20 protein-coding genes and 1 pseudogene are annotated in these 21,941 nt (G+C 73.3%); 12 read left to right on the top strand and 9 right to left on the bottom strand.

The features are described 5' to 3' along the window. Nucleotides 1-75 precede the first annotated feature (75 nt). Together IE145_RS06440 and IE145_RS06435 are read right to left on the bottom strand one after the other, a co-directional pair. On the bottom strand, nt 76-1,503 hold the full coding sequence (locus tag IE145_RS06440) for a lysine N(6)-hydroxylase/L-ornithine N(5)-oxygenase family protein (RefSeq protein WP_189519694.1): 1,428 nt from the start codon (nt 1,501-1,503) through the stop codon (nt 76-78). Continuing rightward, on the bottom strand, nt 1,500-2,945 hold the full coding sequence (locus tag IE145_RS06435) for a pyridoxal phosphate-dependent decarboxylase family protein (protein WP_189519692.1): 1,446 nt from the start codon (nt 2,943-2,945) through the stop codon (nt 1,500-1,502). Before IE145_RS06435 ends, IE145_RS06440 begins: the two co-directional genes overlap by 4 nt. A gap of 348 nt (nt 2,946-3,293) precedes the next feature. Here IE145_RS06435 and IE145_RS06430 point away from each other — a divergent pair, with 348 nt between their 5' ends. The 5 genes from IE145_RS06430 to IE145_RS06410 all read left to right on the top strand — a co-directional run bounded on the left by IE145_RS06430 (nt 3,294) and on the right by IE145_RS06410 (nt 6,749). Next, complete coding sequence (locus IE145_RS06430) at nt 3,294-3,635, top strand: ArsR/SmtB family transcription factor (RefSeq protein ID WP_189519690.1); 342 nt, start codon at nt 3,294-3,296, stop codon at nt 3,633-3,635. A gap of 77 nt (nt 3,636-3,712) precedes the next feature. Continuing rightward, nucleotides 3,713-5,491, top strand: a complete 1,779-nt coding sequence (locus IE145_RS06425) for a SulP family inorganic anion transporter (protein WP_189519833.1) — start codon at nt 3,713-3,715, stop codon at nt 5,489-5,491. After that, a complete protein-coding gene (locus IE145_RS06420; protein ID WP_189519688.1) occupies nt 5,488-5,940 on the top strand; it encodes an ATP-binding protein in 453 nt (150 codons plus the stop codon). The genes IE145_RS06425 and IE145_RS06420 overlap by 4 nt, the downstream gene beginning before the upstream one ends. Before the next feature lie 93 nt (nt 5,941-6,033). Continuing rightward, complete coding sequence (locus IE145_RS06415) at nt 6,034-6,255, top strand: alkylphosphonate utilization protein (RefSeq protein WP_031121993.1); 222 nt, start codon at nt 6,034-6,036, stop codon at nt 6,253-6,255. Between the two features lie 122 nt (nt 6,256-6,377). Beyond that, a complete protein-coding gene (locus IE145_RS06410) occupies nt 6,378-6,749 on the top strand; it encodes an ArsR/SmtB family transcription factor (protein ID WP_189519686.1) in 372 nt (123 codons plus the stop codon). Between the two features lie 75 nt (nt 6,750-6,824). Here IE145_RS06410 and pepN read toward each other — a convergent pair whose 3' ends face one another. The 3 genes from pepN to IE145_RS06395 form a co-directional block, all read right to left on the bottom strand. Continuing rightward, on the bottom strand, nt 6,825-9,410 hold the full coding sequence (pepN, locus tag IE145_RS06405) for an aminopeptidase N (protein ID WP_189519684.1): 2,586 nt from the start codon (nt 9,408-9,410) through the stop codon (nt 6,825-6,827). Nucleotides 9,411-9,654: 244 nt separating this feature from the next. Beyond that, nucleotides 9,655-10,002 (bottom strand): chorismate mutase, encoded by a 348-nt coding sequence (locus tag IE145_RS06400; protein ID WP_189519682.1) that lies wholly within the window; start codon nt 10,000-10,002, stop codon nt 9,655-9,657. A gap of 25 nt (nt 10,003-10,027) precedes the next feature. Next, nucleotides 10,028-10,906 carry an AraC family transcriptional regulator gene (locus IE145_RS06395; RefSeq protein WP_189519680.1) on the bottom strand — a complete coding sequence of 293 codons (879 nt, stop codon included), beginning with the start codon at nt 10,904-10,906 and terminating at the stop codon, nt 10,028-10,030. Nucleotides 10,907-11,126: 220 nt separating this feature from the next. Here IE145_RS06395 and IE145_RS06390 point away from each other — a divergent pair, with 220 nt between their 5' ends. Beyond that, nucleotides 11,127-12,947 (top strand): glycoside hydrolase family 35 protein, encoded by a 1,821-nt coding sequence (locus IE145_RS06390; RefSeq protein WP_189519678.1) that lies wholly within the window; start codon nt 11,127-11,129, stop codon nt 12,945-12,947. Between the two features lie 25 nt (nt 12,948-12,972). On the opposite strand, the gene IE145_RS06385 is transcribed toward IE145_RS06390, so the two are convergent. After that, complete coding sequence (locus IE145_RS06385) at nt 12,973-13,740, bottom strand: S1 family peptidase (RefSeq protein ID WP_189519677.1); 768 nt, start codon at nt 13,738-13,740, stop codon at nt 12,973-12,975. 337 nt (nt 13,741-14,077) lie between these two features. Here IE145_RS06385 and IE145_RS06380 point away from each other — a divergent pair, with 337 nt between their 5' ends. Both IE145_RS06380 and IE145_RS06375 read left to right on the top strand, forming a co-directional pair. Next, nucleotides 14,078-14,995, top strand: a complete 918-nt coding sequence (locus tag IE145_RS06380; RefSeq protein ID WP_373296572.1) for a hypothetical protein — start codon at nt 14,078-14,080, stop codon at nt 14,993-14,995. Between the two features lie 38 nt (nt 14,996-15,033). Beyond that, a complete protein-coding gene (locus IE145_RS06375) occupies nt 15,034-15,789 on the top strand; it encodes an ankyrin repeat domain-containing protein (protein ID WP_189519672.1) in 756 nt (251 codons plus the stop codon). Between the two features lie 194 nt (nt 15,790-15,983). On the opposite strand, the gene IE145_RS33315 is transcribed toward IE145_RS06375, so the two are convergent. The 3 genes and pseudogenes from IE145_RS33315 to IE145_RS06365 form a co-directional block, all read right to left on the bottom strand. After that, complete coding sequence (locus tag IE145_RS33315; RefSeq protein ID WP_229825382.1) at nt 15,984-16,538, bottom strand: GNAT family N-acetyltransferase; 555 nt, start codon at nt 16,536-16,538, stop codon at nt 15,984-15,986. 405 nt (nt 16,539-16,943) lie between these two features. Beyond that, nucleotides 16,944-17,210, bottom strand: a pseudogene (locus IE145_RS33310) (VOC family protein); the annotation flags it as partial. A 138-nt stretch (nt 17,211-17,348) separates the two neighbouring features. Further along, nucleotides 17,349-18,302, bottom strand: a complete 954-nt coding sequence (locus tag IE145_RS06365; protein ID WP_189519668.1) for an SDR family oxidoreductase — start codon at nt 18,300-18,302, stop codon at nt 17,349-17,351. A 94-nt stretch (nt 18,303-18,396) separates the two neighbouring features. Between IE145_RS06365 and IE145_RS06360 the strand changes: the two genes are divergently transcribed. The 4 genes from IE145_RS06360 to IE145_RS06345 are packed head-to-tail and all read left to right on the top strand — an operon-like array spanning nt 18,397 to nt 21,925. After that, nucleotides 18,397-19,146, top strand: a complete 750-nt coding sequence (locus IE145_RS06360; protein ID WP_189519666.1) for an enoyl-CoA hydratase family protein — start codon at nt 18,397-18,399, stop codon at nt 19,144-19,146. A gap of 3 nt (nt 19,147-19,149) precedes the next feature. Further along, a complete protein-coding gene (locus IE145_RS06355; RefSeq protein WP_189519665.1) occupies nt 19,150-20,040 on the top strand; it encodes a CoA transferase subunit A in 891 nt (296 codons plus the stop codon). Next, entirely contained in the window at nt 20,037-20,786 is a 750-nt protein-coding gene (locus IE145_RS06350) for a CoA-transferase subunit beta (protein ID WP_189519663.1), read from the top strand. Before IE145_RS06355 ends, IE145_RS06350 begins: the two co-directional genes overlap by 4 nt. Further along, entirely contained in the window at nt 20,786-21,925 is a 1,140-nt protein-coding gene (locus tag IE145_RS06345) for an NAD(P)H-dependent flavin oxidoreductase (RefSeq protein WP_189519661.1), read from the top strand. Before IE145_RS06350 ends, IE145_RS06345 begins: the two co-directional genes overlap by 1 nt. Nucleotides 21,926-21,941: the final 16 nt, after the last annotated feature.

Here is a 21,941-nt window from a genome sequence, read left to right as displayed (position 1 = left end):
TTCGGTCGGCGTGTGAGCTGTTGGTTCGGCCCGGGTTTCCCTCTGCGGGGGCCCGGGCCGTTCGCCGTGCCGGGGCTAGAAGGTCTGGCTCAGGGGGACGAGTGCGGGGGCCTGGGCGGGGATGGCCCGGGGGTGGGGGGTGAGGCCGAAGGTGGTGAAGGCGGTGCGTTCGGGGAGGGGGTAGGGGTTGGCGCCGGTGAGGTTGTTGAGGATGGTGGCGCTGCGCCAGGCGGCGAGGCCGAGGTCGGGTGCGCCGACTCCGTGGGTGTGGCGTTCGGCGTTCTGTACGTAGACGTGTCCGGTGACGGTGGGGGCGAGGACGAGGCGGTACTGGTCGTCGATGCGGGGGCGGTGGGAGGCGTCGCGGCGGAGGTAGGGGTCGAGGCCGCCGAGGAGGGCGTCGAGGGGGCGTTCGCGGTAGCCGGTGGCGAGGATGACGGCGTCGGTGGTGAGGCGGGTGCGGGTGCCTTGCTGGGTGTGTTCGAGGTGGAGTTCGACTTGGGTGTTGGCGAGGCGTCCGGCGGTGCGGACGTGGACGCCGGGGGTGAGGGTGGCGTCGGGCCAGCCGCCGTGGAGGGTGCGGCGGTAGAGCTCGTCGTGGATGGCGGCGATGGTGTCGGCGTCGATGCCTTTGTGGAGCTGCCATTGGCGGGGGACGAGTTCGTCGCGGGCGGATTCGGGGAGCTCGTGGAAGTAGCGGCTGTAGTCGGGGGTGAAGTGTTCCAGGCCGAGTTTCGAATATTCCATGGGGGCGAAGGCCTGGGTGCGGGCGAGCCAGTGGATTCGCTCGGCGCCTTCGGGGCGGGCGCGCAGGAGGTCGAGGAAGATCTCGGCGCCGGACTGGCCGGAGCCGATGACGGTGATGTGGTGGGCGTCGAGGAGTCGTTCGCGGTGGCGGAGGTAGTCGGCGGAGTGGAGTACGGGGACGGATGCGGCTTCGGCGAGGGGTTTGAGGGGTTCGGGGACGAAGGGTTCGGTGCCGATGCCGAGGGCGATGTGGCGGGTGTAGGCGCGGCCGAGTGCTTCGGCTTCGCCGTCGCGGTCGAGTTGGGTGAAGTCGACTTCGAAGAGGGCGCGGTCGGTGTTCCAGCGGACGGCGTCGACCTGGTGGCCGAAGTGGAGGCCGGGGAGTTGTTCGGTGACCCAGCGGCAGTAGGCGTCGTATTCGGCTCGTTGGATGTGGAAGCGCTCGGCGAAGTAGAAGGGGAAGAGGCGGTCGCGGGTGCGGAGGTAGTTGAGGAAGCTCCAGGGGCTGGTGGGGTCGGCGAGGGTGACGAGGTCGGCGAGGAAGGGCACTTGGAGGCTGGCGCCGTCGAGGAGGAGGCCGGGGTGCCAGTGGAAGGCGGGGCGTTGTTCGTAGAAGGTCGCGGCGAGGGGGCGGGGGTCGTCGGGGGCGGCGGGGATGGTGTGGGCGAGGGCGGCGAGGGAGAGATTGAAGGGGCCGATGCCGATGCCGACGAGGTCGTGTGGCTGGTCGGGTTCGTGGGCGGGCCGGTCGGTCATCGCGGGGTGTCGCCTTCCGTGGGGTGAGGGGTGGGGTGGGTGAGGAGGTCGGCCGGTGGGCCGGTGAGGAGGTCGGTGGTGGTGGCGGTGACCAGGTCCAGGAGGGTCTGGAGGTCCTGGGGGGTGGTGTGGGGGTTGAGGAGGGTTGCTTTGAGCCAGAGGCGGCCTTGGGCGTGGGCGCGGCCGAGGACGGCGTGGCCGCGTTGGAGGAGGGTGCGGCGGACGGTGGCGACGGTGTGGTCGTCGGCGTCGGTGGGGCGGAAGAGGACGGTGCTGATGGTGGGGTGGTCGTAGAGGTCGAGGGTGGGGGTGTGGGTGATGAGGTCGGCGAGGTGGTGGGCGGTGGCGATGGTGCGGTCGATGAGGTCGGCGAGTCCGGTGCGGCCGAGGGCTTGGAGGGTGACGGCGATCTTGAGGGCGTCGGGGCGGCGGGTGGTGCGCAGGGAGCGGCCGAGGAGGTCGGGGAGGCCGGCTTCGGTGTCGTCGTCGGCGTTGAGGTAGGGGGCGTGGTGGTGGAGGGGGGTGAGGTGGTGGTGTTCGGGTACGGCGAGGAGGCCGGCGGATGCGGGTTGCCAGCCGAGTTTGTGGAGGTCGAGGGTGACGCTGTGGGCGCGGTCGAGGCCGTGGAGGAGGGGGCGGTGGGTGGGGCTGAGGAGGAGTGGTCCTCCGTAGGCGGCGTCGATGTGGAGTTCGGCGTCGTGGGTGGTGCAGAGGTCGGCGATGGCGTCGAGGGGGTCGATCTCTCCGGTGTCGGTGGTGCCGGCGGTGGCGATGACGAGGAGGGGGCGGTGGAGTTCGGTGAGGGCGTCGTCGAGGGCGGTGAGGTCGAGGGTGCCGGTGAGGGCGGGGATGACGACGGGTTCGGGGAGGCCGAGGAGCCAGGCGGCGCGGGCGATGCTGTGGTGGGCGTTGGCGCCGCAGACGGTCTGTACGGGGCCGTGGCGTTCGCGGGCGAGGAGCAGGGCGAGTTGGTTGGCTTCGGTGCCGCCGGTGGTGATGACGGCGTCGGGTGAGGGGGTGTGGGGGTAGATCTCGGTGGCGAGTGCGCTGGTGAGGTCGGCTTCGAGGGCGGAGGCGGCGGGTGCCTGGTCCCAGGAGTCCATGGAGGGGTTGAGGGCGCTGGCGGCGAGGTCGGCGGCGGCGGCGAGGGCGAGGGGCGGGGTGTGGAGGTGGGCGGCGCAGTGGGGGTGGGCGGGGTCGGCGGCGCCTTGGGCGAGGGCGGTGACGAGGGCGCGCAGGGCGTGGTGGGGGCCGGTGCCGTGGTCGGGGATGAGGGGGTGGGTGGCGGTGCGGGTGCGGGGGGTGGTGGTGTCGGGTCCGCCGGCGGGGAGGGGGCCGCCGCGGAGGGTCGCGCCGTCGTGGAGTGCGGTGAGGACGGTGTCGATGAGGGGGCGCAGTGCGGCGGGGCCTGCGGTGCCTCCGGCGAGGGGCGGGGTGGGCATGGGTGGGGTGGTCCTTCGGGGTGCGCGGGGGTGGACTTGCCAGCTTGTCCCTGGTTTGGGGTGGCGCGGCCGAAGAGGTCAACGATCTGAACTCGAAAGGGGTACTGGCGGTCGGTGCGGCCGGGCCGGTGGGGGCCGGGGTGGTATGGGTGTGCGGGCGCTGGATGGGTGTGCGGGTGGGGTGCGGCGGGGTGGCCTCGCATGATCCGTGTTGCTCAATGAGTGAATTGCGAAATTCTGCAATTCACTACATGCTGTGGGGGCCGTTCCGCCGTCGTGCGCGGATCGCGGCCCCCGCGCGGCTCTTCCGCCCGGGGCGGTGGCGTTCTGCCGAGGAGAGGTTCCGCCGTGCCGGTCCCCCTGTACCAGGCCAAGGCCGAGTTCTTCCGGATGCTCGGGCATCCGGTGCGTATCCGGGTCCTGGAGCTGCTCCAGGCGGGGCCGTTGCCGGTACGGGATCTGCTGGCCGCGATCGAGGTGGAGCCTTCCGCGCTCTCGCAGCAGCTGGCGGTGTTGCGCCGGTCCGGCATCGTCACCGCGACCCGGGAGGGTTCGACGGTGGTGTACGAGCCGGCGGGCGGTGATGTCACCGAGCTGATGCGGGCCGCGCGGCGGATCCTGACGGAGATGCTGTCCGACCGGGACGGGCTGCTGGCCGAGCTGCGGGAGGCCGAGGTGACCGCGCCGTGAGCGGGTTCCCGGTGGTGGCGGCCCGCGGTTGGGGGCGGGTGCGGGCGCTGCTGCCCGTGCGGGCGGACTTCGCGGCCATGGCCCGTGCTCCGCGCCGTGATCTGCTCGCCGGCCTGACGGTGGCGATCGTGGCGTTGCCGCTCGCGCTCGGTTTCGGGGTGGCGTCGGGGCTGGGCGCGGAGGCGGGGCTCGCGACGGCGGTGGTGGCGGGGGCGCTGGCCGCGGTGTTCGGCGGGTCGAACCTCCAGGTGTCGGGCCCGACCGGGGCGATGACGGTGGTCCTGGTGCCGATCGTCGCGGAGTACGGTCCGGGCGGGGTGCTGACGGTCGGGCTGATGGCGGGGGGCCTGCTGATCGTGCTGGCGCTGCTGCGGGCGGGCCGGTCGATGCGGTACGTGCCGGCGCCGGTGGTCGAGGGGTTCACGTTCGGGATCGCGTGTGTGATCGCTCTCCAGCAGGTTCCGAACGCCCTGGGGGTGGCCGCCCCGGAGGGCGACAAGGTGCTGGTGGTGGCGTGGCGGGCGGTCGGGGAGTTCGTGGGCGGCCCGAACTGGACCGCGCTCGCGATCACCGTCGGGGTGGCGGGGCTGATGCTGGCGGGAGCGCGGCTGTTTCCCGGTGTGCCGTTCTCGGTGGTGGCGGTGGTCGCGGCGACGCTGGCGGCGCAGTTGTTCCGGCTGGAAGGGGCGACGCCGATCGGTGCGCTGCCCGCGGGTCTGCCGGCTCCTTCGCTGGGGTTCCTGGATGTGTCGGCGGTGGGTTCGCTGCTGGCTCCGGCGGTCGCGGTGGCGGCGCTGGCGGCGTTGGAGTCGCTGTTGTCGGCGACGGTGGCGGACGGGATGGCGGCGGGCCAGAAGCATGATCCGGACCGGGAGCTGTTCGGGCAGGGCATCGCGAATCTGGCCGCGCCGCTGTTCGGCGGGGTGCCCGCGACGGCGGCGATCGCGCGGACGGCGGTCAATGTCCGTACGGGCGCGGGTTCGCGGCTGGCGGCGCTGACGCATGCCGCGGTGCTGGCGGTGATCGTGTTCGCGGCGGCTCCGCTGGTGTCGCGGATTCCGCTCGCCGCGCTGGCCGGGGTGCTGCTGGCCACGGCGGTGCGGATGGTCGAGGTGGGGGCGTTGCGGGCGATGGCGCGGGCGACGCGGTCGGACGCGGTGGTGCTGGTGCTGACGGCGGTGGCGACGCTGGTGCTGGATCTGGTGCTGGCGGTCGTGATCGGGCTGGCGGTGGCCGGGCTGCTGGCCCTGCGCGCGGTCGCGGCGGAGGCGCGGGTGGACCGGGTGGATCCGTACGGCGACGGGGTGCCGGAGCTGCGGGGCTCGGAGGCGTACGGCGACGGGGGGCCGGAGCTGCCGGGCTCGGAGGCGTACGAGGGTGGCGGGGGCGCCGACGGCGGCGGCGAGCTTGCCGGGAGGGCCGGGCAGGTGGTGGCGTACCGGGTGGAGGGGCCGTTGTTCTTCGCCGGGGCGCACCGTTCGCTGCTTCGGCTGGGTGAGATCTCCGGCGTGCGGGTGGTGATCCTGCGCATGTGCCGGGTGACCACGGTGGACGCCACCGGTGCGCTGGCGCTGAAGGACACCGTGCACCGGCTGAACGGGCGGGGCATCGTGGTGCTGGCCTCCGGGATCCGGCCGGGTCAGCGGCGGGCGCTGGAGTCGGTGGGGGCGCTGGAGCTGCTGCGGCGGGAGGGGCGTGAGTACGCCACGGCGTCCGAGGCGTTCGGCGCGGCCCGGGAGCGGCTGGCGGTGGCCGGTGCGGCGCGGGGCGGCGGGGCGGTGGCGGCCGGGGCGGGGCCGGGGCGGGGCGGCCGGGACGTGCCGGTGGCGGCTCCGGCCGAGGAGGCGGCCCGATGATCTCGCCTCCGGACACCTTGCCGTACCGGCATGTGCTGACGCTGCCCACCTTGGGTTCGGCCGTGCGGATCGCCCGGGAGACCGCCGAGCAGGTGCTGGCGGAGTGGGGCGTGGCGGCGCAGGATCCGTGCCGGGATCCGGCGCTGCTGATCGTCAGTGAGCTGGTGGCCAACAGTGTGCGGCACGCGGCGGAGCTCTCGCCGAATGTGACGGTGGTGTTCGCGGGCGGCCCCGGCACGTTCGCCTTCGGTGTGCACGACCGCCATCCGTACCGCCCGGCGCTGTTCGCGTCCGCCGGCACAGCGCCGGGCCGGGGGCTGGCGACCGTGATGGAACTGACCCATGGTCTGGGCGGCAGCGCGGTGGTGCGGGGCGATGTCGACGAGGGCGGCAAGAGCATATGGATCACGCTCCCGCTGCGGCAGAACCGCCGGTCCCGTGATCGTTGAGAGCTGCCCGGTGACGGTCGGGAGATGTCCGGTGGTGGTGAGGAGATGTCCGGTGCAAGAGCTGTACCGGGTGGAGAAGGGCAGGAAAGCGCCATGAGCGACATCGTCGTGAAGGACAGCAACGGGACCGTGCTGGCGGACGGTGACTCCGTGACCACGGTCAAGGACTTGAAGGTGAAGGGCACGTCGGAGACGCTCAAGCGCGGCACGCTGGTGAAGAACATCCGGCTCACCGGGCGCGCCGGTGAGATCGAGTGCAACACGAAGAAGGTCAAGGGGCTCGTGCTGAGGACCGAGTTCCTGAAGAAGGCCTGACCCGGCCGGCCGGTCCCCGGGTTCATCCTCGTGGTGCGAAGGCGCGAGGATGAACCCATGGAGAAGAGTTCTGGTCAGGTGTGGTGCGGCGGGTTTCCGCCGTGCGGAACGGGGCGCCGCCGGTGAGTACGCCGCTGTACCGCTTGAAGGCGGAGTTCTTCAAGACGCTGGGGCACCCGGTGCGGATCAGGGTGCTGGAACTGCTCAGTGAACGCGAGCACGCGGTGTCGGAGATGCTGAGCGAGGTGGGGGTCGAGGCCGCCCACCTCTCGCAGCAGTTGGCCGTGCTGCGCCGCGCGGGTCTGGTGACGGCCCGGCGGGAGGGCTCGGCGGTCCATTACTCGCTGGCCGACCCGGGGGTGGCGGAGCTGCTGCGGGTGGCGCGGACGATCCTGACCGGGGTGCTGTCGGGCCAGGCGGAGCTGCTCGCCGATCTGCGGTCGGGGAACGACGGCCCGGACGATGGTCGTCCGGGCCGTGCGGATACCCGCTAGTCCTGTCGTCAAATGCCGTCGTCGCCCGGAGGGCGGCCGCGCGGCAGACGGCAGTTTGACGACAGGACCTAGCGGTCAGCCGGTGGCCGACGTCCGTACGGCGAGGGCGCGGCGGAGGTCGTCGAGCTGGTCGACGAGCTTGCGGCGCAGGGCCGGGGTGAGGGCGGGGTCCTCCAGGGCGCGGAGGCCGGTGCCGAGGCTCTCGGGGTCGGCGGCGTACACCGGGAAGGCGTAGCGTCCGGCGGCCTCGGCGATGGCGGGGCCCCGGCGGGCGGCGAGCGCGATGGCGTCCGGGTAGAAGCGGGACACGTAGTCGCCGGTCACCTCTTCCTGGCCGGGCTGCCAGAAGCCCTGGGCGGTGGCGGTGAAGAGGTAGTTGGACAGGGTGTCGTCGGTGAACAGGGCGTTCCAGGCAGCGGCCTTGGCCTCGGGGGTGGGCAGGGCGGCGCGGCAGCGGGCGGCGCCTTCGCGGCCGGTGGCGCTGGGGTCCGCGGCCAGTTCGGTGGCGATGGCGGCCTCGTCGGTGGCGCCGAGGACGGCGAGCCGGGTGAGGATGCGCCAGCGCAGTTCGGGGTCGAGCTCGGGTCCGCCGTGGACGGTGCCTTCGTCGAGCCAGCTGCGGAGGGTGTCGGGCTGGGTGGCGGCGTCGATGAAGTGGCGTACGGCGATGAGGCGGAGGCCCGGCTGCGATCCGTCCTCGGTGCGGCGGATGAGGTCGCGGCAGAGGTCGGTGAGGGTGGCGCGGGCGGCGGGCAGGTCCTCGGGGACGGTGTAGCGGTCGACGACCTGGCCGGCGGCGAAGGACAGGACGCCCTGGACGAGGGCGAGGTCGGTCTCGTACGGGAGATGGGTGCGGGCGGTCGCGAGGTAGGTGGCGGGGGCGAGGTCGCCGTCGCGGACCATGTCGCGGGCGGTGTTCCACAGGACGGCCCGGGTGAGGGCGTCGGGGAGGCCGGAGAGGCCGGCCAGGACGGTGTCCCAGGAGGCGGTGTCCAGGCGGATCTTGGCGTAGGTGAGGTCGCCGTCGTTGAGGACGACGAGGGCGGGGCGGCGGCCGGGGCGGATCGTGGGTGTCCCGTCGCCGGGTACGTCGATCTCGAAGCGGTCGCGCAGCGCGAGGCGGCCGGGGCCTGCCTGGGTGCCCAGGGCGTGGTCGTAGGCGCCGACGGCGATGCGGTGGGGGCGGGAGCCGTCGCGGGTGACGGTGAGGGCCCAGGACTGGCCGTTGCCGTTCGCCGGGGGGCCGTCCGGTTCGGGGGCGGGGGTGCCGACCTCGGCGGTGAGGGTGTCGATGCCGGTGGTGCGCAGCCACTGCTCGGCCCAGGCGTGGACGTCGCGGTCGGTGGCGGAGGCCAGGTTGTCGATGAAGTCGGCGAGGGTGGCGTTGGCGAACTTGTGGCGGGCGAAGTGGGTGTTGATGCCGGCCAGGAAGTCCTTCTCGCCGAGCCAGGCGACGAGTTGGCGCAGGGCGGAGGCGCCCTTGGCATAGCTGATGCCGTCGAAGTTGAGGAGGGCGGACGCGGTGTCGGGGACGGCGTCGGGGTCGGGGGCGACGGGGTGGGTGGAGGGGCGCTGGTCGGCGTCGTAGCCCCAGCCCTTGCGGGCGACGCCGAAGTCGACCCAGGTGTCGGGGAAGGGGGACTCTCCCGCTCGGGCGGAGTGGAGGGCTCGGGGAAGGGTGGCTTCGGTGAGGGTCTGGTAGCCCATGTACTCGGCGAAGGACTCGTTCAGCCAGATGTCGTCCCACCAGGTGAGGGTGACGAGGTCGCCGAACCACATGTGGGCCATCTCGTGGGCGATGACCATGGCGCGGGTCTGGCGCTCGGTGTCGGTGACGGCGGAGCGGTAGACGAACTCGTCGCGGAAGGTGACGAGTCCGGGGTTCTCCATGGCGCCCGCGTTGAACTCGGGGACGAATGCCTGGTCGTAGGAGTCGAACGGGTAGGGCTCGTCGAACTTCTCGTGGTAGCGGTCGTAGCAGGCGCGGGTGATGTCGAGGATCTCGTCCGCGTCGGCGTTCAGGTACGGCGCGAGGGAGCGGCGGCAGTGGATGCCGAAGGGCAGTCCGGCGTGCTCGGTGGTGATCGAGTGCCAGGGTCCGGCGGCGATCGCGACGAGGTAGGTGGAGATGAGCGGGGTGGGGGCGATGGTCCAGCGCCCCTGTCCGGTGTGCTCGGCGATGCCGTTGCCGAGGACGGTCCAGCCTTCGGGGGCGGTGACGTCGATGGCGAAGACGGACTTGAGGTCGGGCTGGTCGAAGGCGGCGAAGACGCGATGGATGTCATCCATGAACAGCTGGGTGTAGAGGTAGGTCTCGCCGTCGGTGGGGTCGGTGAAGCGGTGCATGCCCTCGCCGGTGCGGGAGTAGTGCATCGCGGCGTCGACGCGCAGTTCGTGGGGGCCGGCGGTGAGCCCGGGGAGGGGGTAGCGGTTGCCGTCGAGGAGGGCGGGGTCCAGGGGCTGTCCGTCGAGACTGATCGAGCGCAGGGTGGCGGGCTGGACCTCGACGAAGGTGTCTCCGGCCGTGCGGGCGGTGAACCGGATGGCGGTGGCGGAGTCGAAGGTCTCCTCGCCGGTGGTGAGGTCGAGGGCGATCGTGTACCGCTCCACGTCGAGGGTCTGGGCTCGGGTCTGCGCTTCGTCGCGCGTCAGTACGGACATGGCCCCATGCTGCCGTACGGGGGACGGCGGGCACAGTGGGTTCTCCCTGGGCGGACGCGCGGGCGGACGGCGTGATCGTGCTGGGTGGATCCCCCGTGGGCTGCTGCCGCTTACGAGCTCCTCGGCGCGGCACACCGAGTACCGGGGACGTCCCTCAGGACGCTCGCGCCTGCGCCCGGACCCGTCGTTCCGAGGCCCGGGCCCGTGGTTCCGCCCGCCGCGGACGGTCCGGTCCGGTAGCCGCTCAGGCGTTCCGCGCCCCGCCGTTCTCCGCCTCGCCGTTCTCCGCCTCCTCGGCGATGCGCTCGTGGTGGCGGATCACCTCGGCGATGATGAAGTTCAGCAGCTTCTCGGCGAACGCCGGGTCCAGGTTGGCGCTCTGCGCCAGCTCCCTGAGCCGGGCGATCTGGCGGGTCTCGCGGGCGGGGTCGGCGGGCGGCAGCTTGTGGTCGGCCTTGAGGCGGCCGACCTGCTGGGTGGCCTTGAAGCGTTCGGCCAGCATGTGGACGACGGCGGCGTCGATGTTGTCGATGCTCTCGCGCAGCCGGTTCAGCTCGGCCCGGACGGTCGCGTCGATCTCGCTCGTACTCATGGTGAGCGAGCTTAGACGGCGGTCCTCACGGCCCGATCGTCGGCGGGTCGTCGGGGTCGGGCACCTGGTCGCTCCAGCCGCCGGGCACGGTGCGGCCCTGCTGTTCGCGGAAGCGGACGGGGGCGGTGCCGACCCGGCGGGCGAAGAGCCGGGAGAAGTAGGCGGGGTCGTCGTAGCCGACGCGGCGGGCCACGGCGGCGATCGGGAGGTCGGTGGCGGCGAGGAGTTCCTTGGCCCGGCCGAGCCGGATGCCGAGCAGGTAGTCCTTGGGGCTGCACCCCGCGCCGCGCCGTACGGCGGTGCGCAGTTCGGCGGGGGTCATGCCGTGCCGGGAGGCGTGCTGGGCGACGGTGAGCGGCTGGTAGGCGTCGCGGGCGAGCGCCTGGAGCACCGGGTCGCCGTCGGGGCCGATGTCGGCGCGGGCGCGGCGCAGGGAGACGAGGAGTTCGTGGACGGCGGCCCCGGTCTCGGCCTCCAGGAGGGGGTTGCCGCGGCGGGCGGCGCGCACGATGCGTGTGACGGCGGTGCGCGGGGCGGCGGTGTCGGCGAGCGGGACGAGGGGGCGGTCGGGTTCGATGTAGCCGAGTTCGGTGTAGGTGGTGGTCGCGGGGCCGGTGAAGTCGACGAAGCTCTCGTCCCAGCCGGTGCCGGGGTCGGCGCCGTAGTGGTGGGGGGTGCCGGGGGTCAGCCAGATGAGGCTGGGGCCGGTGACGGGGGTGCGGCGGCCGTCGGGGCCCTTGAACCAGCCGGTGCCGGAGTTGACGATCACGGCGACGTGGTGGTCGAGGGTGCGGGGTCCGACGGTGGGCAGCGCGCCGTGCTGGAGGCCGACGCCGAGGCAGACGAGGCCCAGGCGGTGGTGGAGCGGGCTCGGGGTGAAGAAGCGCATCCAGGTGTGGTACATCGCGGCCTTCCCCTCCCAGGTGGTCCGTCGGTTCCGGTTCCGGTCCCCGTGCTGGTTCCGGTCCCCGTGCTGGTTCCGGTGGGTCCCGGCCGCCGGCCCGTTGCGTCCAATCAACAGCGATCTTTGTCCATGGACCCGCTGTGCGCCAGAGGTGACAGTGGTCGGACCAGTTGACCGGAGGGCCGCCGGGTGCGGCCGAGCACAGGAGCGTAACCGCGCGATGACCGACTTCACCGTGGCCGACGACGGCTTCCGGTTCGACGGGAAGCCCGTACGGCTGCTGTCGGGCGCCCTGCACTATTTCCGGGTGCACGAGGAGCAGTGGGGGCACCGGCTGGCGATGCTCGCCGCGATGGGCCTGAACTGCGTCGAGACGTACGTACCGTGGAATCTGCACGAGCCCCGGGAGGGCGAGGTCCGGGATGTCGGGGCGCTCGGCCGGTTCCTGGACGCGGTGGAGCGGGCGGGGTTGTGGGCGATCGTGCGGCCGGGTCCGTACATCTGCGCCGAGTGGGAGAACGGCGGCCTGCCGGTGTGGGTGACGGGCCGGTTCGGGCGGCGGGTGCGGACCCGGGACGCGGAGTACCGGGCGGTGGTGGAGCGGTGGTTCCGGGAGCTGCTGCCGCAGGTGGTGGCGCGGGAGGTGGAGCGGGGCGGTCCGGTGATCCTCGTCCAGGCGGAGAACGAGTACGGGAGTTTCGGCAGCGACGCGGTGTATCTGGAGTGGCTGGCGGGGCTGTTGCGGGAGTGCGGGGTGTCGGTCCCGTTGTTCACGTCGGACGGTCCGGAGGACCACATGCTGACCGGGGGTTCGGTGCCGGGGCTGCTGGCGACGGCGAACTTCGGTTCGGGGGCGCGGGAGGGCTTCGAGGTGCTGCGCCGGCATCAGCCGGAGGGCCCGTTGATGTGCATGGAGTTCTGGTGCGGCTGGTTCGACCACTGGGGGGCCGAACCGGTGCTGCGGGACGCGGAGGAGGCGGCGGGGGCGCTGCGGGAGATCCTGGAGTGCGGGGCGTCGGTGAACCTCTACATGGCGCACGGGGGGACGAACTTCGCGGGCTGGGCGGGGGCGAATCGCGGTGGTCCCTTGCAGGACGGGGAGTTCCAGCCGACGGTGACGTCGTACGACTACGACGCGCCGGTCGACGAGTACGGGCGGGCCACGGCGAAGTTCCACCTGTTCCGGAAGGTTCTCCAGGAGTACGCGCGGCGGCCGTTGCCCGCGCTGCCGCCGGAGCCGCGGGGCCTGGCGGGGCCGGTGCGGGCGGAGTTGACCGGGTGGGCGGGGCTCGGGGACGTACTGGAGGTGCTGGGCGGTCCGGAGACGGAGTCGGGGGTGCCGCCGACGTTCGAGGAGCTGGGCGTGGACCGGGGTCTGGTGCGCTACCGGGTGGCGGTGCCGGGGCCGCGTCAGGCGTATCCGCTGGGCGCGTCGGGGCTGCGGGACCGGGCGGTGGTGTCCGTGGACGGGGTGCGGGCCGGGGTGCTGGCCGAGGGGTCCGGGCCGCTGCCGGAGCCGGTGGCGGGGCCCGCGGAGGTCGAACTGTGGGTGGAGTCGCTGGGCCGGGTCAACTACGGGCCGCGGCTCGGTGAGCCGAAGGGGGTCACGGGTGGGGTGCTGCACGAGCGGCAGTATCTGCACGGGGTACGGGCCCGGGGGCTGCGGCTGGACGCCTTCGAGGTTCCGGGCGCGGTGGCGGCGGTCCCGTTCGGGCCGGTGGTGGCCGCCGCGGGGGCGGGCGACGCGGGGCGGACGGGGCTGTTCCGGGGGGAGTTCACGGTCGAGGACGCGGCGGGCCTCGGTCACGCGGGGCTCGAACTGCCGGGCTGGACGCGCGGGTTCGTCTGGGTGAACGGCTTCTGCCTGGGCCGGTACTGGTCGGCGGGTCCGCAGCGGATCCTGTACGTGCCGGGGCCGGTGCTCCGCGAGGGCGTCAACGAGGTGTGGGTGCTGGAGCTGGAGGACGCGGGCGGGCCGTGGGTGGAACTGGGCCCGGGGGCGCCCGTTCGTACGGGCGCCCCCGGGGTGGTTCAGCCGTGATCGGCGGCGGGCCGCTCCGGCCGGGTCAGAGCGAGTCGGCCGCGGAGGCGATGTCGGCCGCGAAGTGCGAGACCTGGGTGTAGACGCCCGGGTAGTCCGGGCGGGCGCAGCCCTGGCCCCAGCTGACGATGCCGACCTGGACCCACTCGTCGGAGTCGTCCTTGCGGAACATCGGGCCGCCGGAGTCTCCCTGGCAGCTGTCGACGCCGCCGGTGTCGAGGAGGCCGGCGCACAGTTCCTCGTCGGCGACGAGGTCACCGTAGGCGCCCTGGCAGTCGGCGTCGGAGACGAACGGGACGTCGGCCTTCAGCAGGTGGCGCTGCTGGCTGCCGCCCTCGCGGTCGGCGCCCCAGCCGGCGACGGTGAACGTGCCCTCGTCGTAGGAGGCGTCGGTGGCGATCTTCAGGGTGGGCTGGTCGATCGGCTCGGCGAGCTTGATCAGCGCCCAGTCCTTGCCGGTGCCGTTGTAGCCGGGGGCCTGGAGGACCTTGGCCGACGTGACCGTGACGGCGTCGGGCGACTGGAGGTCGGCGACACCGCCGGTGACGGTGATCGAGGTGTTGTCGCCGGAACCGTCCACGCAGTGGGCGGCGGTGAGGACGATGTCCTGGGTGTAGAGCGAACCGCCGCAGCCCATGGAGAGCCGGACCATGAAGGGGAATTCGCCCTGTTCGGCGCGTTCCCCGCCGACGATCGGCTGGGGGGCGGCGGAGGCGGGCTGGAGGCTGACGGTCGCGAGGGCGACGGCGGCCAGGGCGACGGAACACCTTTTCAGCGCAGTCAGAAGCTTCACGGATGCCTGCTTTCGTGGGGGGATTTCGTGTGGGGGGTTGCTGTGGGAGGTTGCCGTACCGCGTTGCCGTGCAGGAGTTCCTGTACGAAGGGCTGGAAATGCCGACGGTGCTGTGAGCCGACGGTGCTGTGGTTCGCGCGGTCCGGCGCGCGTGCCCCTGTCGGGTGACGGCCTCCGGCACGGACACCAGATTAGTCATGTACCCGACAAGAACACTCCGATTATCGGTACCGGGTGACCGCTGACACAAGGCACAGTTTTCGGCCAAGATCATCGGACGGCTTTCCGGCCCCTCTCCCCCACCCGGCATACAGTGGAGCTCCGTCGACCGTCGCGGATGGGGGATTCCGGCGTGACGAACAGCCCTCCTGGCGCACCCGTCGCCCACGGCTTTCCGCATCTGGACACGGTCCGCTCCGCCATCACGGCGCTCTACCGGCGGCTCTCGGCGGACGGCGTCCGCACCTATGCCACCAGCCTCGCGCCCGTCGACGCCGCGTTCGCGGACGAGGACGATCTGCATCTGGGAGCCCAGCGGGTGGCGCGCTCCCTGGTCCAGCACCTGCGCCTCCCCGACGCCCGGATGATCGTCGGCTTCCGCACGATGGAGCACGCGGCGAGCGTGGAACTGACGGCGGGCCCCGAGTACTTCATCGAGCTGAACGACCGCTTCCGCAACCACCGCAGGGATATCGGCGCGGCGCTCGCGCACGAGATCACCCATGTCCTGCTGCACCGGCTCGGCCTGGAGTTCCCCGGCACCCGCGCCAACGAGATCCTGACCGACACCACGACGGCCTACCTCGGCACGGGCTGGCTGCTGCTGGACGCGTTCCGGGAGGACGCCACGTCCCGTCAGAAGCTCGGCTATCTGACCCCGGAGGAGTTCGGGTACGTCCTGGCCAAGCGGGCGCTCGCCTTCGACGAGGACCCCTCCCCGTGGTTCACCAGCCCCCAGGCGTACACCGCGTACACCAAGGGGCGGCAGCGGGCGCTGGACGATCTGCGCAGACCACCGCTGACCGCCGCCGGCTGGACGGGCCGCCGCCGCTACGCCAAGGACCGGCGGTACGCCCGGGACCACCCCGGGGCCGGCCCGGACCCGAACGTCCCGTACGCCTTCGAGACCGGCGCGACGGGGCCGCGCGTCTCCTTCCCCTGCCCCACCTGCCACCAGCGCATCCGGCTCCCCGTCAGGGGCCGGGTCAGCGCACGGTGCGGGCTGTGCCGCACACGCCTGGAGTGCGACACCTGACCTGGGGCGTTGTCCGTCTCCGGCCGTAGGGTCGAAGGATGACGAACGAGCCGATCAGGGATGAACCAAGCCTGTTCGACGCGCTGTACGAGGACGAGAACACGGTCGTACGGGCGCTGCGCGCGGGTGCGCGGGCCGAGGCGAGCGACGAGGAGGGCACGACCGCGCTCTACACGGCAGCGGTCCAGGACCGCCCCGAGATGGTGCGGCTGCTGCTCGCGGCCGGGGCCGATCCCGACCGGGCGAGCGGACCGGAGGCCGGTGATCTGCCGCTGTGCGGGGCGGCGTGCGGCGGGCACACCGAGGTGGTGGAGGCGCTGCTGTCCGCCGGGGCCCGGCCGGACCTGCGCGAGGAGTTCGGCTTCACCGCACTGCGCTGGGCGGTCGGCCTGGGGCACGCCGCGACGGTCGAGGCGCTGCTCGCCGGGGGCGCGGACCCGCTGCTGCCGGGCCCGCAGGGCGAGGCGATGCTGGTCCTGGCGGCGCAGCGCGGCTCGGTCCGGACGGTACGGGCGCTGCTCGCGCACGGCGCGGCGGCGGAGGGACAGGAGACCGTGGTCGCCGTCGCCCTGGCCGAGGCGCGGCGCATCGCCGGGCTCGATCCGGAGCGGGAGCTGCTGCGGCGACTGGAGGAGACGTACGGCTCCGGGCTCGACACGGTGGTGCTCCGCGAGCGGCGGGACGGCGAGGAGACCGTGGCGGTGGAGCTGCTCCGGGACGGGGTGCCCTCGGCGGGGGTGGACCAGCACACGGGGCACGCGGAGATCGTGGCGCTGCTGGAGGGGCGGGGCTGAGGCGGACGCGCCCGGGCGGGCGTGAGGCGGGGGCGGGCGTGAGGCGGGGAGGGGACGTGAGGCGGCCGTTGGGCCGGGCGCACCGGGGCGGGCGTGAGCCGGGCAGGCGCGAGCCGGGCGGCGGGCGTGCGGCGGCCGCGGGGCCGGGCGCATCGGGGCGGGGCCGAGCCGTACGCGAACCGGCCCCGCCCTCCTCACCGTCCGCGCTGCCACGCCTCCCGCGTCAGCTCGTATTCCACTTCGCCGTGCTCGGAGCCCTCGATGGCCTCCGGCCAGTCCTCGGTGTAGGCCCGCAGAAAGGCCAGCCCCGCCTTCTCCATCACGCGCCGGGAGCCCGCGTTGACCGCCATGGTGTTGGCGGTGACCCGCTGGACCCCGAGGACCGTGAACCCCTTGTCGATCAGGGCGCGTGCGCCCTCGGTGGCGTACCCGCGGCCCCAGGCGGCCCGGTTCAGCCGGTAGCCGAGCTCGACCACGGCGGGGTCGTGGTCGTCCAGCGGCCGGAGTTCGAACCAGCCGAGGAACGCCCCCGTGTCCTTCTCCCGCGCGATCCAGTAGCCGCGGGTTCCGGTGCACGGGTGGTCGTGGAGGAGCCTCGGCAGGGTCCGGTCCCGGATGTCCTCGGGGCTCGTGGGCCGGCCGCCGTTGATGTACCGCATGACGGCGGGGTCGTTGTCCAGGGCGAGCAGGTCGGGGGCGTCGGCGGCCGTGGCGGGGCGCAGGACGAGCCGGTCGGTCTCCAGGAACACCGGGGACGCCTGCGGTGCGGTGGTGAGGCGGAGGGTCAGCCCCTCCGGGCTCGACAGCCGTGAGCCGCCTCCGGCGAGGGTGACGAGCTCGCCGCCGAGCTCGTGGGCCCGGGCGGCGACGCGGTCCGGATCGGCCACTGCGACGGCCAGTTCCCATCGCGGCGCGGCCCCGGGGGCGGCTTCCAGGAAGGTGACCCGGGCGAGCGGGGCACCGGTCGTCCCGGTGTAGAAGTGCCGGGCCCGCTCGGGGTCCGCGCAGACCAGGACCATGTGGTGAGGGAACGCCCCGCCCTCGTCCGGAGGCGATACCGGCCACCCCGCGAACCCCTTCGGCCGCCAGAGGGAGACGGCCGCGCCCCCGGGGTCGATCAGGGTGGCGATCCGGCCCCGGTCCCCCGCGTCGAAGGGCGGTACGAGGACCTGTGCGCCGTTCTCCGCCGCCACGGCCGTACGGTGGTCCACGTCGTCGACCGCCAGGTAGTAGGCGACATGGGCGGGCAGGTCCGGCGGGTAGCCGGGCCCCGCGAGGTCGCTGACACCGCCGATCCGGTGGTCCCCGGCGGAGATCCTGACGGCCCGGCGCCAGTCCGCCTCGTCCACGGCGAAGTCCCAGCCCAGCGCCGTGGAGAAGAAGGCGGCGGTGCCGGAGGGGTCGCGGGTCTTGAGGTCCATCCAGCAGAACTCGTTCAGGGGGCCGTGCCGCGTCATCGTGCGCTCCTCGGGTCTCCCGTGCTGGATACCGGACGCCCGTACGTCCCGGCAAGCGGGTTTCCCCCCGAGGCCGTTGCCCGGCTCCACCGCCGCGGCCGTCTACGACGCCCCGTACACCTGCCCGGGCTTCTCCGCGTCCGCCAGCAGCCGACGCACCGTTTCGCCCGCCTCGGCCGGGGACCTGCGGGCGCCCCGGTCTTCGGTGGGGCCGGGGCGCCAGCCCTCCATGACGGTGATGCGGCCCGCCTCGGCCCCGAAGACGCGGCCCGTCACCCCCTCGCTCGCGGCGGAGCCGAGCCAGACGATGAGGGGCGAGACGTTGGCGGGGGCCATGGCGTCGAACTCCCCCTCACCCGGGGCCGCCATCGCCTCGGCGAAGGTCTGCTCGGTCATCCGGGTCCGGGCGGCGGGGGCGAGGGCGTTGACGTGGACCCCGTACCGGCCCAGCTCGGCCGCCGCGACCAGGGTCAGGGCGACGATCCCGGCTTTGGCGGCCGCGTAGTTGCCCTGGCCGACGCTGCCGAGGAGCCCGGCGCCGGAGCTGGTGTTGATCACCCGGGCCACCGGCGCGCGGCCCGCCTTCGTCTCGGCGCGCCAGTGGGCGGCGGCGTACTTGAGGGGCAGGAAGTGGCCCCTGAGGTGGACCCGTACGATTGCGTCCCAGTCGTCCTCGTCCAGGTTGACCAGCATCCGGTCGCGCAGGAAGCCCGCGTTGTTGACCAGGGTGTCGAGGCGGCCGAAGGCGTCCAGGGCGGTGGCGACCAGGGCGGCCGCGCCCGCGGCGGTGGCGATGTCGCCGCCGTGGACGACGGCTTCGCCGCCCGCCGCCAGGATCTCCTCGACCACCGCGCGGGCCGGCCCGCCGGAGTCCCCGGTACGGATTCCGGCTCCATCCGGTGCGACACCCAGGTCGTTGACGACGACCCGGGCCCCTTCGGCGGCGAAGGCGAGCGCATGGGCCCGGCCGAGCCCGCGCCCGCCGCCGGTGACGGCGACGACCCGGTCCGCGCAGAGTCCGGCGCGGGGTGCGGTGGGGGCGGCGGGTGCGGTCATCTCATCTCCCGTGGAAGTGGGGCTGGTTGGCGGGCAGAGGTGCCTGCTACCGTCCACCTAACAAATGTTTGGTGGAAAGGTAGCTGATCCTCCGATGACTGTCTCCACCTCCTCGCCCTCCGGGGCCGACGGCGTCCGCGTCGTCACCGTCGACCATCCGCCCGTCAACGCGCTGCCCGTACAGGGCTGGTACGACCTGGCCGACGCCGTACGGGCGGCGGGCCACGACCCCGAGGTGCGGTGCGTCGTCCTGGCCGCCGAGGGGCGCGGCTTCAACGCCGGTGTGGACATCAAGGAGTTGCAGCGCGATCCGGGGCACACGTCCCTGATCGGTGCCAACCGGGGGTGCGCCCAGGCGTTCGCGGCGGTGTACGCGTGCGAGGTGCCGGTCGTCGCGGCGGTGCGGGGGTTCTGTCTGGGCGGCGGCATCGGGCTCGTCGGAAACGCCGACGCGATCGTGGCGAGCGAGGACGCGGTCTTCGGCCTGCCGGAGCTGGACCGGGGGGCGCTGGGTGCCGCGACGCATCTCGCCCGGCTGGTCCCGCAGCATCTGATGCGCACGCTGTACTACACCTCGCGGACCGTCACGGCCGCCGAACTGCACGCTCACGGCTCGGTCTGGCAGGTGGTGCCGTCCGCCGGACTCCAGGACGCGGCATTGGCACTGGCGGCGGAGATCGCCGCCAAGGACGGCCATCTGCTGCGGCTGGCCAAGGCCGCGCTCAACGGCATCGACCCCGTCGACGTACAGCGCAGCTACCGCTTCGAGCAGGGGTTCACCTTCGAGGCGAACCTCGCCGGGACCGCCGCCCGGGTCCGTGACACCTTCGGCAAGGAGGGCTGAACCGTGACCACCGCCCCGTACGCGCGCGACAAGACGATGACGCCCGAGGAGGTCGTGGACCGGCTGAGCAGCGGGATGACGATCGGGATCGGCGGCTGGGGGTCGCGCCGCAAGCCGATGGCCCTGGTCAGAGCGCTGCTCCGGTCGCCGGTCACGGATCTCACGGTGATCTCCTACGGCGGCCCGGACATCGGTCTGCTCGCCGCGGCGGGGCGGATCCGCCGCCTGGTCACGGCGTTCGTGACGCTCGACTCGATCCCGCTGGAGCCGCACTACCGGGCGGCCCGGCAGCGCGGGGCGTTCGCGCTGACGGAGATCGACGAGGCGATGTTCATGTGGGGGCTGCACGCGGCGGCGAACCGGCTGCCGTTCCTGCCGGTGCGGGCGGGGCTCGGTTCGGACGTCATGCGGGTCAACCCCCAGCTGCGGACGGTGACTTCACCGTACGAGGACGCGGAGGAGTTCGTCGCGATGCCCGCCCTGCGGATGGACGCGGCGCTGGTCCACCTCAACCGGGCGGACCGGCTCGGCAACGGCCAGTATCTGGGCCCCGACCCGTACTTCGACGACCTGTTCTGCGAGGCGGCGGAGGCGGCCTACGTCTCCTGCGAACGCCTGGTGGAGACACGGGAGTTGACCGAGGGCGCGGGGACACTGCCGACCCTCCTCGTGCAACGGCACTCCGTCACCGGTGTCGTGGAGACGCCGGGCGGGGCGCACTTCACGTCCTGCGCACCCGATCACCCGCGCGACGAGCCGTTCCAGAGGGCGTACGCGACCGCGGCGGCGGACCCCGTGGCCTGGGCGGACTTCGCAGCGCGCTTTCTGCCGCCGGACGGTGACGAGAAGAGCTACCGGGAAGCCGTCCGCCTCTGGCGCGAGGAGCGGAAATGAACGCGTCCGCCCTGGAGAGCGTCACCCGTGCCGAGTACTGCGTGATAGCGTGCGCGGAGGCATGGCGGGGCGACGGAGAGATCCTGGCCAGTCCGATGGGGGCGGTGCCGTCGGTGGGGGCGCGGCTGGCCCGGCTGACCTTCGCCCCCGATCTGCTGCTCACCGACGGCGAGGCGACGCTCGTCGGCGCGGACGGCGAGGCGGAGGGCTGGCTGCCCTATCGCAGGCATCTGGCCCTGGTGACGGGCGGACGGCGGCACGTGATGATGGGCGCGAGCCAGATCGACCGCTTCGGCAACCAGAACATCTCCTGCGTCGGCGACTGGGAGCAGCCGGCGCGCCAGCTCCTCGGGGTGCGCGGTGCACCCGTCAACACCCTGAACAACCCGGTGAGTTACTGGGTCCCCCGGCACTCCCCCCGGGTCTTCGTCGAGCGCGTCGACATGATCTGCGGGGTCGGGCACGACAGCGCGCGGGCGGCGGGCCCGTCGGCCACCCGCTTCCACCGTATCCCCCGGGTCGTGAGCGATCTGGGGGTCTTCGACTTCGCGACGCCGGACCGTTCGATGCGCCTCGCCTCCCTCCACCCCGGCGTCACCATCGACCGGGTCCGCGAGGCGACGGGCTTCGCGCTGTCGGTCCCTGCCGACGTCCCGTACACCCGCGGCCCCTCCCCCGCCGAACTCGCCCTGATCCGCGAGGTCATCGACCCGGACCGCACCCGGGACCGGGAGGTCGGGGCCTGATGCGGACCGCCCTGACCGGCCTCGTCGGCGTCCGGCACCCGATCGTGCAGACCGGGATGGGCTGGGTGGCGGGCCCCCGCCTGGTCACCGCGACCGCACGGGCCGGGGCGCTCGGCATCCTGGCCTCCGCGACCATGACGCCGGACCAACTGCGTTCCGCCGTACGGGAGGTGAGGTCCCGGACCGACGCGCCGTTCGGGGTGAACCTGCGGGCGGACGCGGGGGACGCCCGGGAGCGGGTGCGGATCATCGTCGAGGAGGGCGTCCGGGTGGCGTCGTTCGCGCTCGCCCCGTCGCGGGAGCTGATCGCGGAGCTGAAGGAGGCGGGCGTTCTCGTCGTCCCGTCGGTGGGGGCCCGGCGGCACGCGGAGAAGGTCGCGGCGTGGGGTGCGGACGCGGTGATCGTGCAGGGCGGGGAGGGCGGCGGGCACACGGGCGAGGTCGCCACCACGGTCCTGCTTCCGCAGGTGGTGGACGCGGTGGACATCCCGGTGGTCGCGGCGGGCGGCTTCCACGACGGCCGGGGCCTGGCGGCGGCGCTGGCGTACGGGGCGGCAGGGGTCGCGATGGGCACCCGGTTCCTGCTGACCTCGGACTCGACGGTCCCGGACGTGGTGAAGGGCCGGTACCTGGCGGCGACCGCGAGGGACATCACGTTGACGCGTGCGGTGGACGGGCTCCCGCACCGGATGCTCCGTACGGAGATGGTGGCGGAGCTGGAGGGCGGGGCGGGCCGGCTGCGCGCCCTGTACGGGGCGGTGCGCCGGGCGTCCCGCTTCCGCCGGCTGTCCGGCCTGAGCTGGCCGGACCTGGTCCGGGACGGGCTGGCGATGCGGCACGGCAAGGAGCTGAGCTGGAGCCAGGTGCTTCTTGCGGCGAACACGCCGATGCTGCTGAGGGCGGCGATGGTGGAGGGCCGCACGGACCTCGGGATCATGGCCTCGGGCCAGGTGGCGGCCCTGATCGAGGACCTGCCGAGCGTGGCGGTGCTGGTGGAGCGAGTGATGGCGGACGCGGAGCGGACTCTCGCGGCCCTGGGCGCGATGCCGGACCCGCCGCTCAAGAACCGGGCCGCCCCATCAAGCCCGGACCCGGGCTTGAGGACGACGCCGTCCACATCACGCCAGTCCGGCGGTTGAGGACGTCCTTCGCCCG

The organism is Streptomyces sindenensis, from assembly GCF_014649035.1.
GTDB lineage: Bacteria > Actinomycetota > Actinomycetes > Streptomycetales > Streptomycetaceae > Streptomyces > Streptomyces sindenensis.
Note: the sequence above shows the minus strand (reverse complement) of the source record. Positions and strands in the feature narration are given on the sequence as shown.

Excerpts from the sequence above, each read along its gene's own strand:
- IE145_RS06390 (WP_189519678.1), top strand. The coding sequence starts at position 11,127 with ATGACCGACTTCACCGTGGCCGACGACGGCTTCCGGTTCGACGGGAAG.
- IE145_RS06360 (WP_189519666.1), top strand. The coding sequence starts at position 18,397 with ATGACTGTCTCCACCTCCTCGCCCTCCGGGGCCGACGGCGTCCGCGTC.
- IE145_RS06375 (WP_189519672.1), top strand. The coding sequence starts at position 15,034 with ATGACGAACGAGCCGATCAGGGATGAACCAAGCCTGTTCGACGCGCTG.
- IE145_RS06350 (WP_189519663.1), top strand. The coding sequence starts at position 20,037 with ATGAACGCGTCCGCCCTGGAGAGCGTCACCCGTGCCGAGTACTGCGTG.
- pepN (WP_189519684.1), bottom strand. The coding sequence starts at position 9,410 with ATGTCCGTACTGACGCGCGACGAAGCGCAGACCCGAGCCCAGACCCTC.
- IE145_RS06400 (WP_189519682.1), bottom strand. The coding sequence starts at position 10,002 with ATGAGTACGAGCGAGATCGACGCGACCGTCCGGGCCGAGCTGAACCGG.
- IE145_RS06420 (WP_189519688.1), top strand. The coding sequence starts at position 5,488 with ATGATCTCGCCTCCGGACACCTTGCCGTACCGGCATGTGCTGACGCTG.
- IE145_RS06415 (WP_031121993.1), top strand. The coding sequence starts at position 6,034 with ATGAGCGACATCGTCGTGAAGGACAGCAACGGGACCGTGCTGGCGGAC.
- IE145_RS06380 (WP_373296572.1), top strand. The coding sequence starts at position 14,078 with ATGGGGGATTCCGGCGTGACGAACAGCCCTCCTGGCGCACCCGTCGCC.
- IE145_RS06440 (WP_189519694.1), bottom strand. The coding sequence starts at position 1,503 with ATGACCGACCGGCCCGCCCACGAACCCGACCAGCCACACGACCTCGTC.
- IE145_RS06425 (WP_189519833.1), top strand. The coding sequence starts at position 3,713 with ATGGCCCGTGCTCCGCGCCGTGATCTGCTCGCCGGCCTGACGGTGGCG.
- IE145_RS06435 (WP_189519692.1), bottom strand. The coding sequence starts at position 2,945 with ATGCCCACCCCGCCCCTCGCCGGAGGCACCGCAGGCCCCGCCGCACTG.
- IE145_RS06395 (WP_189519680.1), bottom strand. The coding sequence starts at position 10,906 with ATGTACCACACCTGGATGCGCTTCTTCACCCCGAGCCCGCTCCACCAC.
- IE145_RS06365 (WP_189519668.1), bottom strand. The coding sequence starts at position 18,302 with ATGACCGCACCCGCCGCCCCCACCGCACCCCGCGCCGGACTCTGCGCG.
- IE145_RS06345 (WP_189519661.1), top strand. The coding sequence starts at position 20,786 with ATGCGGACCGCCCTGACCGGCCTCGTCGGCGTCCGGCACCCGATCGTG.